The following is a 12,491-nucleotide window of genomic DNA, read 5'->3' on the forward strand; positions in this document are numbered from 1 at the left end:
ATGGAAAGAAGAAAGTTTTTACAAAACACAGCATTACTAAGTAGCCTTACACTAATAAACCCTTCCGAGTTATTTGCGGCTGCGCCCGGCATGGCGATAAAAGATTTTCCGGTGTTAAGAACCCCCAAAAACAAACGGAATTTTGAAAGTATGCTGGTTGAGAAAACCATAGAAGAATTTCAAAAAAATGTAAAAGACAAAGAACTGGCGTGGCTGTTTAATAACTGTTTTCCCAACACGCTCGATACTACAGTTACCTATTCTGAGAAAAACGGCAAGCCCGATACTTATGTAATAACCGGCGATATAGACGCTATGTGGCTGCGAGACAGCTCTGCACAGGTATGGCCTTATATGGCCTTTGCCAGCAAAGACAAAAAACTTAAAAATCTTATTGCAGGCGTTATAAACAGGCAAACCGAATACGTGCTTAAAGACCCGTATGCCAATGCGTTTTATAACGACCCACAAAAAAAAGGCGAGTGGACAACAGACCACACCGATATGAAGCCGGGTGTACACGAGCGCAAATATGAAATAGATTCGCTTTGCTACCCTATAAGGCTGGCTTACAATTACTGGAAAAACACCGGCGACACCACCCCATTTGATGCCAACTGGGTAAAAGCCATTAAAACAACCCTGCAGGTATTTAAAGACCAGCAGGAAAAAACAGGTAAAAACCCGTATTCGTTTCAAAGGACAACACAGTTTGCAACCGATACCAGGCCGCTTAAAGGTTACGGCTATCCGGTTAACCCGGTAGGGCTGGTGTGCTCTGCATTCAGGCCGAGTGACGATGCTACGGTGTTCTCGTTTCTGATACCGTCAAACTTCTTTATCGTAGTAAGCATGAAGCAGGCGGCGGAAATGATGCGTACCATCAAAAAAGATGAAGCTACCGCAAAAGAACTGGAAGCCCTGGGTGCTGAAGTAGATGCAGCGATAAGAAAATACGGCATTGTTAACCACAAAAAATATGGCGATATCTATGCGTTTGAAGTTGATGGTTTTGGCAACCACCTGTTAATGGACGATGCAAACGTGCCGAGCCTTTTGGCATTGCCCTACCTTAACGCCATAGATGCTAACGATACCATTTACCAAAACACAAGGAAGTTTATATTTTCTACCGATAACCCGTTTTTCTTTAAAGGGAAGGTTGCCGAGGGTATAGGAGGCCCCCACGTAGGTATGGATATGATCTGGCCAATGGCTATCATAATGAGGGCCATGACCAGCAACAATAACGAGGAAATTAAGGAATGCATTAAAATGCTGAAAGCCAGCCACGGCGATACCGGCTTTATGCACGAGTCGTTTCATAAAGACGATGCTAAAAACTTTACAAGGGCATGGTTTGCCTGGATAAATACACTATTTGGAGAGCTGCTGTGGGATACTTACAAGAAAAATCCATCATTGTTAGCCTCTTAAATTTAATACTATTACTATGAATTATTTTAAAAGCAGGATACGTTTTGCCCTTATGGGAGTATGCCTTTCTGCGGGAATTATGATACCGGCAGCGGCCCAGACTACTAAAAAGCTTACCCCGCTGGTAAACCCCTTTATAGGTACAGCGCCCCTATTAGACACTAAAATTATAGGGTATACCCCACCGGCCGATATGCGCGTATGGGCAGGGCTGGTGTTTCCGGGTTCGTCTGTGCCTAATGCCATGGTGCAGCTCAGCCCCATGACAAAGTACGGCTCCGGCGCGGGCTACGAGTATGAAATGAAAGAAATAGTAAGCTTTACGCATACTAATAAAGGGCATTGGAATTTGTGCCACCTCCCGGTACTGCCGGTTCCTGCCAGCGCGTCTTATCCGTTTAAATCAGAGTTTAATCACGATAACGAAAAAGCAAGCCCGGCGTATTACCAGGTATACCTTAAAAGCTATGATGTTCAGGTAAGGCTTACTTCTACGTTGAGGTGTGGTATTCATGAGTATGCCTTTAGAAACAACAAAGGGCGCAGGATACTTTTTGACCTGGGAAAAGCAAACAACCATGTTAACGACTGGCAGTTACAGCAGGCAGGTAAAGATGGTATTAGCGGTTACCAAAGGACCGGTGGAGAAAAAGTATATTTTTATGCAACAGTAAGCACTGAAATAAACGGTATTGAAAGTGTTAAGGCTGGTAAAAGCGATGGCTATGCCCTGGTGTCTGTAAAAGACGGCGCGGGCCCGGTAACCTTAAAAATAGGCTTGTCTTTTGTGAGTGTTGAAAACGCCGCCGAAAACCTTAAGGCCGAAGCCGCCGGTAAATCCTTTGATGAAATTAAAGCGCAGGGCGACTCAGAGTGGGAAACCGTTTTAGGCAAAATCAAAGTACAGGGCGGTACCGAAGCCCAGAATAAAATGTTTTACAGCATGCTCTACAGGTCGTTTTTATGGCCTGCCTTACGGAGCGATGTTAACGGTGAGTTTACCGATGATGCCGGTAAAACCAGAAAAGAAACCTACAGGTATTACACTTTACCGTCGCTTTGGGACGATTACAGGAACAAGCTGGTACTGCTGAGCATTTTTTCGCCAGAGGTAACTAACGATGTTATCAACTCGATGATAAACGAGGGAGAGATTAAAGGCTTCATGCCTACGTTTTTCCACGGCGACCACGCAGCGTCTTTTATTGCAGGGTCGTATGCCCGCGGGATACGAAATTACGATGTGAAAAAAGCCTACGGACTTTTAATCAATAACGCCTACAAAGAGGGGGGCACGCGCCCTTTTATAGCCGAATACATTAAAAAAGGATATATATCAGATCCGGATATTAAAAATCCGCACGTAGAGAGCAAAGGAAAGGCCGGCGTTACAAAAACGCTCGAGTATGCTTACGACGACCATGCGCTTTCGCTTTTAGCAAAAGAACTGAAGGACGACGAGCATTATAAAGACCTCTCTAAACGCTCAAAAAATTATGCAAATGTATTCGACAAGTCGACTAACTTTATGAGGGGAAGGCTTGAAGACGGCAGCTGGATAACACCGTTTAACCCGGAATATCCATATTATGAGTACATGTACCGGGAGGCGAACGCGTGGAATGTATCGTTTTATGCGCCGCAGGATATGGAAGGTCTGGTAAAGTTGTACGGGGGTAAAGAGCCGTTTGAACAAAAGCTGGATACGTTTTTTACCAAACCGTGGAACCCTGAATACATTGCTTGGAACATTTCCGGCTTTATAGGCCAGTACTGCCATGGCAACCAGCCGGCACATGAGTCGCCTTTTTCATACCACTTTGTGGGCAAGCCCGAAAAATCTCAAAAAATTATTGATGAAGTTTTGGCTACCATGTATGGCATAGGCCCCGAGGGCCTTGCAATGAGTGGTATGGATGATGCAGGCGAAATGTCGTCCTGGTATGTGTGGGCTGCCCTGGGTCTTTACCCGCTGTCGCCGTCGGACACCGAGTATATAGTAACAGTTCCTGTGTTTGAAAAGGTAGAATGGACTAGCGGGCAGGGCAAAAAGTTTACGATTACAAACAGTGGCAAAACCCGAAATTTAAAAGAGATATTGCTTAACGGGAAAAAAGTAAACGGATATTTTATACCACACACACTTTTCTCTGAAGGCGGTACACTGGAGGTTAAAACAAAATAAGAAATTGAGTTTGGGTTTTTTAAATGGGTATAAAGTGCCTGGCGGTAAAGCCAGGTGCCTTTATACTTTAAAAGAACCCATTTAATCGTAACAGCGCAATATAAACGATTAGTTCGTGTATGTCAGCAAGTAAAAGGTATTGATTATGAAAATAAAAAACTGTATTGCTTTTGCAATAACGGTAGTTTCCGTACTAAGCGGGACTGCGCAAAAAGCGGTTACCATACAAAGTAAAACTCTGGTAGGAGACAACATAGTAATGTTTGTACCCACAGGATTCGACAAAAATAAAACCCCCTCGCTTATTTTAGAAAATGATCCGGTCGCTAAAGGCACCATGCCATCCTCGTGGACGCTGGTGCCCGAAATTTCGTTTGAAAATAATAAGGCAAGCGCACGTTTACCCCTTACCGGAGATGTGAGCTTATACGGCGGGGGAGAGGTTACCGGCCCGCTGTTACGCAACGGGCAGTCAATTAAATTATGGAATACCGATACCGGTGCCTACAGCGTAGAAGGCGGTAAGCGCCTGTACCAGAGCCATCCGTGGGTAATGGGAGTGCGAAAAGACGGTACTGCGTTTGGGGTATTGTTTGATACGTCATGGAAAGCGGAGCTTCATACAAATTCTGATGCAATAGTTTTTAATACCGAGGGGGCGCTGTTTCGTGTTTTTATTATAGACAGGGCCTCTCCGCAGGAGGTGTTAAAAGGCTTGGCAGAACTTACCGGTACTATGAAAATGCCCGCCAGGTGGACGTTAGGGTACCACCAGTGCCGCTTTTCTTACGATAGCGAAACACGGGTAAGGGAGATAGCCGACACATTCAGGGCAAAGAAATTGCCGTGCGACGTTATTTGGATGGACATTGACTATATGGATGGGTACAAGGTATTCACCTTTGATAAAAAGCGATTTCCCGATCCTAAAACGCTTAACAGCGATTTGCATAACAAGGGGTTCAGGGCAGTGTATATGATAGATCCCGGTGTAAAGGCTGATACTACCTACAGTGTGTACCAGTCCGGTTCAAAAAATGATGTTTGGGTACAAAGAAGCAATGGCAAAGAATATCAGGGCCAGGTGTGGCCCGGCTACTGCGCCTTTCCGGATTACTCCATCCCCAGAACAAGGGAATGGTGGGCAGGCCTCTACAAAGATTTTCTTGCTACCGGTATAGACGGCGTATGGAATGATGTAAATGAACCCGCTGTTTTTGAAAGCGATATACCTGAGAGCGAGCGTCTGGGCACCATGCCACATGACAACGTACACAGGGGTGGGGGCAACCTGCCCCAGGGGCCGCATTTGTTGTACCACAACGCCTATGGCAGGCTTATGGTAGAGGCATCTTATAACGGCATCATCGCAGCTAACCCTAACAAGAGGCCGTTTTTGCTAACACGTTCTAACTTACTGGGCGGGCAGCGCTATGCCGCCACCTGGACCGGCGATAACTACGCAAGCTGGGAACATCTAAAACTCTCAGTACCCATGTCTATAACGCTGGGGCTTTCAGGGCAGCCGTTTAACGGCCCGGATATAGGCGGATTCTTAGGAAACACCACCGGTGAGTTGTGGGCTAACTGGATTAGCTTTGGTGTGTTTATGCCATTTGCCCGTGGCCATGCCTGCGCGGGTACAAACAATAAAGAGCCGTGGGCTTACGGCCCTGAAATAGAAGTATCGTCGCGCATTGCATTAGAGCGCCGTTATCGCCTGCTGCCGTATTTGTATACCAGTTTTTACAAATCGAGCACCACAGGCCTGCCGGTTATGGCTCCCGTATTTTTTGCCGATACTAAAGATGCAAGCCTCAGGGCAGAAGAGCAGGTGTTCCTTGTAGGCGAAAACCTTTTGGTAATCCCTGCCTTTGCTAAAAACCCTCACCTGCCTTCCGGCATATGGGAAAAATTCAGCCTTATTGACGGCGATTTAGAAGATGAGTACCAGGCCACTGTTAAAGTAAAGGGCGGCAGTATACTGCCGTTAGGCAACGTGATTCAAAATACTAACGAAAACTCTTTTGATACGCTAACGCTTTTAGTGTGCTTAGACAAAAACGGTAAAGCAGCCGGCCAGCTGTATATAGACGGTTACGATGGTTTAGAGTATAAAAAAGGCGACTACAGCCTTCTTGATTTTGTTGCGCAAACCAAGGGTAAAAAAGTAATCATCAGGCTTAAAGACAAGGCCGGAAAAAGAGACAGCAGTAAGGAAATAAATAAAATAAATGCAAGAGTTTTAATTAACGGTAAAGAATACAATGCAACAGGCACTTTAAAAGATGGTATAACTGTTTTATTACCTTAATGAGGGGCGGGTACTTATGCCTGTCTAACAGGTAAACATGGGGCTGCAAATAATGATTAGAAATTACAGAGCGGAAAGTATAATTTTAGGATTTTAAATTTATATTCGTATTTTTGTTTTGTCCATACAAAAGGACAAACAATCAAAATTTTGCTCTTGGAACTAAAAATAGATCATTACAGCCCTATACCGCTTCATATTCAGGTGGAGCAGCTTTTACGTTCTTTAATTAATTTGCCGGAATACAAAAACGGGGCATTTTTACCCAGGGAGGTAGAACTGTCGCAACGGTTAGGCGTATCCCGTAATACCATCAGGCAGGCTGCAAATAAACTTGAAAATGAAGGTTTGATTACAAGAAAAAAAGGTGTAGGTACTAAAGTTTCTTCTAAGGATATTACAACAAACCTTAGCGAGTGGCACAGTTTTACACAGGAGATGAGCTCAATGGGTATTCCGTTTAAAAACCTTAAGCTAGAAATAGAGTGGACTACGGTAAACCAAAAGATAGCCAATTTCCTGAATATTGATGTTGATACTAAGATTTTGAAGCTAAGCAGGTTAAAGGGGACTGATGAGCCGTTTGTGTTTTTTGAAAGCTATTTTCAGCCACGTATAGGCTTAACAGGTAAAGAAGATTTCCAGAGGCCATTGTATGAAATTTTAGAGCAGGATTATCATTGGATGCCCTCAGTATCCCGGGAAAAAATTAAAGCGGGAAGAGCAGGAAATTTTGCGTCACTTCTGGGTATCGATAAAGATGAGCCTATTTTAATAAGGGAACGTTTTGTACTCGACCCCGGCGACAGGCCATTAGAATACAACATAGGTTATTACCGTAACGACAAGTTTACATATTCAATTGAAATAAGAAAATAAAATGTATAGTATAGGTGTTGACATAGGCGGAAGCCACATAACAAGCGGTATGTTTGAACATTCAAACAAAAAAATTATTCCGGACTCCCTGGCATATTCAAAAGTAAATGCGCATGCGCCTAAAGATGAAATTTTAGATGCATGGTCTGACGTAATTTCTAAATCGATTTCAAAAAAAAATGTTTTAGAAATACAGGGTATCGGCATTGCTATGCCTGGCCCTTTTGATTATTATAATGGTATAAGTAAAATGCAGAATGTTGATAAACTTGATGCATTGTTTGGCGTGAATGTAAGAAATGAACTTGCCGCCCGCTTAGCAATTGATTCTTCAAAGATAAGGTTTATAAATGATGCCACTGCGTTCTCAGTTGCCGAAACCCAAATAGGCAAAGCATCGTTATATTCGCGTGCAGTTGCAATTACATTAGGTACAGGTTTTGGTTCTTCTTTTGTGGTAGATGGACAGCCGGTGCTGAGTGGCGAACTTTTGCCCAAGGGAGGTTTTCTCTACAACCAGCTCTATAACAACCAGTTTGCAGATGATGTATTCTCAACACGTGGGATATTAAACTATTATACCGCTTTATCAAGTAAATCAGTTCAAAATGTGCAAGTGCTATGTAGCCTTATTAACGATGACCCTTATGTGCAGCCAGTATTTGACTGGCTGGGTAAGGAGCTGGGTAAGTTCTTACTTCCTTACCTTAAAAAGTTTAATGCAGAAGTTTTAGTAATAGGAGGGAACATATCTAAGGCATACTCATTTTTTGGCCCATCTGTTAGTAAAGCATTACCAGATATTGAAATTTACGTTTCAAATTTTGGTGAAGAAGCTGCAATAATAGGTAGTGCATTATTGTTAGACGATGCTTACTATCAAGAGCTTTTACCAACCCTTAAGGTTATGTAGTGCTGATAAATTATTGTTTACACAAATCAGGTAAATCACGTATAAAAACGGCAAATGTATTTTATTCAACTGTTTTTTAATAAAAATTGAAAAATAGTTGAATAAAATTTTGGAGTGTATATTTTTTTTATAATTTTACATATGTTCAAACATATGTACTTAATCGATATAGCCATGCTAAAAAAACAACTAAAATTATTGGCCATCCTTTTGTTCTTCGGATTTGCGGCCAGCGCGCAAAACCGTATGGTAAGCGGCTCTGTAGCCGATGATAACGGGCCCTTGCCGGGAGCATCTGTTTTAGAACAGGGAACCTCTAATGTTGCAACGAGCGACATTGACGGTAGTTTTCAAATTCAGTTAACTACAAACCCCGCCGTTCTTGTGGTATCATATATAGGATACGCGTCAAAAACTGTAGCTATAGAAAATCAAACCACTATTAATATTGTGCTTTCTGCCAATGTTAATCAGCTTGATGATGTTGTAGTTATTGGTTTCGGAACCAGGAAAAAGGTAAATTTAACCGGTGCAGTAAGTGAAATTAGCGCTTCGGATATCGACGGAAAGCCCGTTGCCAATGCCTACCAGGCCTTACAGGGCGAAGCTTCGGGTCTTATCATACAGCAAAATACCTCTGCGCCGGGCTCAGTGTCATCTATCAATATCCGGGGTGTAAACACTATAAATGGTAATACACCGCTGGTAGTGGTAGATGGCGTTCCAGGGTCGTTAAACAATATAAACCCTAATGATATACAAAGTATTTCAATCCTTAAAGATGCCGCGTCGGCATCTATATACGGCTCCCGCGCTGCAAGTGGGGTAATACTTGTTACTACTAAAACCGGTAAGGAAGGCAAACCTAAGTTTGTATATTCAACCATGTTTGGCATGCAGGAAGCGACAAATTTCCCCAAGTTTGCCAACTCCTGGCAATATGCCACATTGCGAAACGAAGCGCTTGTAAACTCCGGTATGGCGCCGGCTTTTACCCAGGAACAGATATTAGGCTTTAAAGAAAATGGCCCTAATGTAAACTGGAACGAGGCTTTATATAAAGATTATGCAATGCAATCCAGCCATAACCTTTCGTTAAGCGGTTCAGATAATGGGCTTAGCTATATGGCTTCGTTAGGTTATCTTGACCAGGAAAGCATGTTTAAGGGGCCGGGCTACGGCTATCAAAGGTATAACGCAAGGATGAACTTTGATAAAATTGTAAACGCTAAGCTTAAGGTTGGCGGCCGTATGTCGTTTGCCCGAAATGATATAAAGGACCATGCCTATTATACTGATTTTATTATAGAGCCTACGGTGCGTACTCCTCCTATTTATAATATAATAGACGAGGACGGAAATTATACCCTTGTAAGCGGCAGTAACTCTAACCCGCTGGCACAGTTAATGGAAGGTGGGTCTACAAACTATCAAAATGATGAGGTACTGGCTACTTTTACCCTTGATTATGAGCCGTTAAAGAACTTAGTGCTGCATGGTGTAATAGGAGGTAATGTGGTAAGTAATAAAATGCACCAGTTCCGTCGTTCTATTGCCTATGTTTATCCCGGTGGTGGCAACAATCAAAACTCGGTTTCAGATAGCTACAGCCGCACGCTATATATTAATCCTTACCTGACTGCTACCTATAAAAAAACATTTGCTGATAAGCACAATTTTGATATAATGGCAGGTACGTCATCGGAAACCAATAAAACAGAGTTTTTTGGTGTAACGGGGCTTAATGTTCCGGGTAATAACTTCGGGGTAATTAACAACACACAGGAAATACAGCGCAGCGGTACATATGGATCTGGTAACGAATGGTCTATCAGTTCGTTCTTTGGCAGGCTGGGCTATAATTTTTCCGACAGGTATTTGTTTGAGGCAAACCTAAGGTATGATGGTTCTTCGCGTTTTTCTACCGAAAACCGCTGGGGTGTTTTCCCGTCTGTTTCGGCAGGATGGGTAGTGAGCGAAGAAGCCTTTTTTGCACCACTTAAAGATGTTGTTTCTCTTGCAAAAGTAAGGGCGTCATGGGGCCAGGTAGGCAACCAGGATATAAACGACCTGTATGGTTACCAGAGTTTAGTAAGTACATCAAGTAACGTTTATTCCTTTGGCGGAGGTGCTGCACAGGGCGCATATTACTCGGTATCTAACGGTAACCGCACCTGGGAAACCACCACGATGAAAAACATTGGTGTCGACCTTTCTTTCTTTAACAAAAAGCTGGACCTTTCTTTCGACGTGTTTGAAAACCTTACTGAAGATATATTACTGCAACTTCCTGTGCCTGCTACATACGGCCTGGGGCAGCCCTTTCAAAATGCAGGGTCGGTAAGTAATAAAGGCTGGGATATTTCGGCCGGCTACAGGTTTCAGACCGGTGGTTTTAACCATGGGGTAAAATTCAATATCTCTGATACCCAAAATATTGTTGAGAACTTTAGGGGCAGGGAATACATAAACGGGTTTGACGTGCAAACCATACTTAAAGAAGGCTATCCTATAAACTCATACTACGCGCTGTGGTCTGATGGGTTTTATAACTCTGCAGAAGAGGTTGCGCAAAGTGCCACACCTATATTTGCCACCAGCGTAAAACCGGGCGACATCCGCTATGTAGACCGTAATAATGATGGCAAGATTGATTATGAAAACGACAGGTTTATTTTTGGTAATGCATTCCCAAGGTATACGTACGGGTTTACTTATGACATTAACTATAAACACTGGGATTTTTCATTCTTTATACAAGGCGTAGGGAAAAGGCAGCAGTGGCTTAGGGGGGAAATTGTAGAGGCGTTTCACAACAATAATGAAGGCCCCGTATTAGAAAGCCATCTTGACCGCTGGACGCCCAATAACCTTGATGCTTCGTACCCCCGCCTTACAGTAGGTTCAGAATCTATAAATAATGCCGCACGTTCTGATTTTTATATACACAATGCGCAATATTTAAGATTGAAAAATGTACAGCTGGGCTACACGCTTAAAAAAGAAGATATACCCTTTGCCGGTATAGAAAGCCTTAAAATATATGCCACCGGCTTTAACCTGCTAACGGTAAGCCCGCTTACAAAATTTGGTGTAGACCCGGAAGCCGTAGATGCCAGCGGCAGGGCATATCCTGTGGCGCGGGTGTGGTCTATAGGGTTAAACGTAAATTTCTAAAAAAAAGTGATTATGAAAAAATATACAGTACTGACGTTTATTTTACTGGTAATTTTTGGTTGTTCGTCTGACCTTGACCTGTCGCCGGTAGATTCTCAAAGCGAATTGAATTTCTGGAAAACGGATGAAGATGCCCGTATTTTCTTAAACTCAATGTATGCCGATTTAATGGATGATGATACTTATTTGTTTCTTAGCGCATTATCTGATGATGCTTACAGCAAGGGCCGCGAAGACTACCGCAATATTGCCAGCGGAAACTACGATCCTTCTAACAGTGTTGTTACCGGTTTCTGGTCTTCGAGGTATGAGGCCATCCGACGCACTAATATTTTCTTTAATAACGTGGATAATGTTACCGATATTACTGAAACAAACCGTACTGCATACAAAGGGCAGGGAAGGTTTATAAGGGCATGGCACTATTTTTATCTTATAGAACTTTATGGCGATGTGCCATTAGTGCGGGATGAAATAAGTATTGAGCAGGCACTTGTGCTAACCCGTACACCAAAACAGGAAGTGGTGGATTTTATATACAGCGAGCTGGAGCAGGCTATAGAAGAACTGCCACAGAGCTATCCTGCTACCGAATCGGGCCGAATAACTAAAGGCGCTGCAATAGCGTTTAAGGCAAGGGTACATTTATATAATGAAGATTACGCCCAGGCAGCGGCACTGTCAGAACAGCTTATAGGGCAGTATTCTTTATTTGGCAACTATGCAAATTTATTTAAGCAGGCTAACGAGGTAAATCCTGAAGTTATACTAAGCCTGCAATATATACCTACTAACAGGGAGCATGATATACAATACTCCCTCATACCACCATCGTTAGGTGGCTATGCAAACTTTTCTCCGCTACAAGAGTTGGTAGATACCTATACTATGATTAATGGACTGCCAATAGATAACCCTGCTTCAGGTTATAACGAGCTAAACCCTTATGCAAACAGGGATCCCAGGTTATCGGCATCAATAATACGTAATGGCACTGTACTCACAAATTTTAGTGGTGCCCAGGTTACTATTACTACCACACCCGGATCATCGCCCGACGGTATAAATTTTTCGTCAAATTCTACCCCTACAGGGTATTATGTAAATAAATTTTACGACAACCAGGCCAGGAACCAAATCTATTCAGGCACTAACCTGATTTTAATACGCTACGCCGAAGTATTGCTAAACTATGCCGAGGCTAAAATAGCATTAGGTACATTTAGCCAGGCAGACTGGGATTTGACCATAGGCGCTATCCGCCAGCGTGCGGGCCTTGCCGCCAGCGCGTTGCAGTATCCCGGCGGCACCCAGGCAGACTTAACACAGCTTGTAAGGAATGAAAGAAGGGTAGAGCTGGCATTTGAGGCAGGCCACCGCTTTTTCGACATACGCAGGTGGAGAATTGCTGAGGATGTGCTAAACGGCTGGGCACATGGTATTAAAACTGATTTAAGCCCGGAAGATAACGGCTATACAAGGGTTGATTTCAGGACATTTAATGTAGGCAGGCACTATTTATGGCCTATACCACTGAGCGAACGAGATATTAACCCAAACCTTTCGCAAAACCCTAACTGGTAATA

The 12,491-nt window shown here is 43.2% G+C and carries 7 protein-coding genes; all 7 read left to right on the forward strand.

Annotated features, from left to right (window positions below):
* Positions 1-1,437: a glycoside hydrolase family 125 protein gene (locus ACLI09_RS02845; protein WP_411418079.1), complete on the forward strand. Its 1,437-nt coding sequence runs from the start codon at positions 1-3 to the stop codon at positions 1,435-1,437.
* Between the two features lie 16 nt (positions 1,438-1,453).
* On the forward strand, positions 1,454-3,622 hold the full coding sequence (locus tag ACLI09_RS02850; protein WP_411418080.1) for a GH92 family glycosyl hydrolase: 2,169 nt from the start codon (positions 1,454-1,456) through the stop codon (positions 3,620-3,622).
* A 145-nt stretch (positions 3,623-3,767) separates the two neighbouring features.
* Complete coding sequence (locus ACLI09_RS02855; RefSeq protein ID WP_411418081.1) at positions 3,768-5,936, forward strand: TIM-barrel domain-containing protein; 2,169 nt, start codon at positions 3,768-3,770, stop codon at positions 5,934-5,936.
* Positions 5,937-6,092: 156 nt separating this feature from the next.
* Positions 6,093-6,815 (forward strand): GntR family transcriptional regulator, encoded by a 723-nt coding sequence (locus ACLI09_RS02860; protein ID WP_411418082.1) that lies wholly within the window; start codon positions 6,093-6,095, stop codon positions 6,813-6,815.
* Position 6,816: 1 nt separating this feature from the next.
* On the forward strand, positions 6,817-7,728 hold the full coding sequence (locus tag ACLI09_RS02865) for an ROK family protein (RefSeq protein WP_411418083.1): 912 nt from the start codon (positions 6,817-6,819) through the stop codon (positions 7,726-7,728).
* A gap of 153 nt (positions 7,729-7,881) precedes the next feature.
* A complete protein-coding gene (locus ACLI09_RS02870) occupies positions 7,882-10,905 on the forward strand; it encodes a SusC/RagA family TonB-linked outer membrane protein (protein WP_411418084.1) in 3,024 nt (1,007 codons plus the stop codon).
* A gap of 12 nt (positions 10,906-10,917) precedes the next feature.
* Positions 10,918-12,489, forward strand: a complete 1,572-nt coding sequence (locus tag ACLI09_RS02875; protein ID WP_411418085.1) for a RagB/SusD family nutrient uptake outer membrane protein — start codon at positions 10,918-10,920, stop codon at positions 12,487-12,489.
* The last annotated feature ends 2 nt before the right edge of the window (positions 12,490-12,491 follow it).

Source organism: Flavobacterium sp. RHBU_24, from assembly GCF_046613695.1.
Taxonomy (GTDB): domain Bacteria; phylum Bacteroidota; class Bacteroidia; order Flavobacteriales; family Flavobacteriaceae; genus Flavobacterium.

Excerpts from the sequence above, each read along its gene's own strand:
- ACLI09_RS02845 (WP_411418079.1), top strand. The coding sequence starts at position 1 with ATGGAAAGAAGAAAGTTTTTACAAAACACAGCATTACTAAGTAGCCTT.
- ACLI09_RS02850 (WP_411418080.1), top strand. The coding sequence starts at position 1,454 with ATGAATTATTTTAAAAGCAGGATACGTTTTGCCCTTATGGGAGTATGC.
- ACLI09_RS02855 (WP_411418081.1), top strand. The coding sequence starts at position 3,768 with ATGAAAATAAAAAACTGTATTGCTTTTGCAATAACGGTAGTTTCCGTA.
- ACLI09_RS02865 (WP_411418083.1), top strand. The coding sequence starts at position 6,817 with ATGTATAGTATAGGTGTTGACATAGGCGGAAGCCACATAACAAGCGGT.
- ACLI09_RS02870 (WP_411418084.1), top strand. The coding sequence starts at position 7,882 with ATGTACTTAATCGATATAGCCATGCTAAAAAAACAACTAAAATTATTG.
- ACLI09_RS02875 (WP_411418085.1), top strand. The coding sequence starts at position 10,918 with ATGAAAAAATATACAGTACTGACGTTTATTTTACTGGTAATTTTTGGT.